Origin of the sequence: Streptomyces anandii JCM 4720, assembly GCF_014650655.1 — a bacterium.
In the GTDB taxonomy this organism is placed as follows: Bacteria; Actinomycetota; Actinomycetes; order Streptomycetales; family Streptomycetaceae; genus Streptomyces; species Streptomyces anandii.
The window spans coordinates 1-690 of the sequence record NZ_BMVJ01000108.1; the positions used below are offsets into that span (position 1 = coordinate 1).

The 690-nt window shown below is 69.4% G+C and carries 1 protein-coding gene; it reads right to left on the reverse strand.

Annotation, left to right across the window (positions count from 1 at the left end; all coding sequences use genetic code 11):
- Positions 1–690: IS481 family transposase (locus IE249_RS35520; protein ID WP_189711661.1), on the reverse strand; the 690-nt coding region annotated here is incomplete at both ends.

Sequence of the window (690 nt, forward strand, 5' to 3'; positions counted from 1 at the left end):
GTATTGACCTGAAGCGTTGTTAACGCGGCTGATCGGTGGGTGGCCGCCGAGTGCGGTGTGGCAGCGGTGGTGGTTGTAGGTGTGCAGGAAGTGTGCCAGGGCCGTCGTTCGTTCGGTGTTGCTGGTGTAGGGCCGTTGGTAGGCCCATTCGTCGAGCAGGGTCCGGTTGAAGCGTTCGACCTTGCCGTTGGTCTGCGGCCGGTAGGCGCGGGTCAGCTTGCCGGCCGCGCCGAGTTCGGCCAGGGCCTGCTGCCAGGCGAAGCTCTTGCGGTAGGGCCATGCGTTGTCGGTCAGGACCCGCTCGATGTGGTCGATGCCGCAGGTGGCGAAGAAGGCTGCGGCCCGCCGCGGGAAGGCGGCGCAGGTGGCGGCCTTCTCGTCCGGGTGGACCTCGCTGTAGGCCAGGCGGCTGTGGTCGTCGACGGCGGAGTGGATGTAGTCGAAGCCCATCCCGCTGCGGTTGGCCCGGCCGGCCTGGCGGCCGAGGGTTTTATGGCCGCCGCCCTCGGGGATGCGGCCAAGTTTCTTCACGTCCACGTGGACCAGTTCGCCGGGCCGGGCCCGTTCGTAGCGGCGGATCGGCTGGCCGGTGGGGCGATCCAGGTGGGCAAGCCGGTTCAGGCCGTGACGGACAAGGACTCGGTGCACGGTCGAGGCGGGCAGCCCCAGGACGGGGCCGATGCGAGCAGG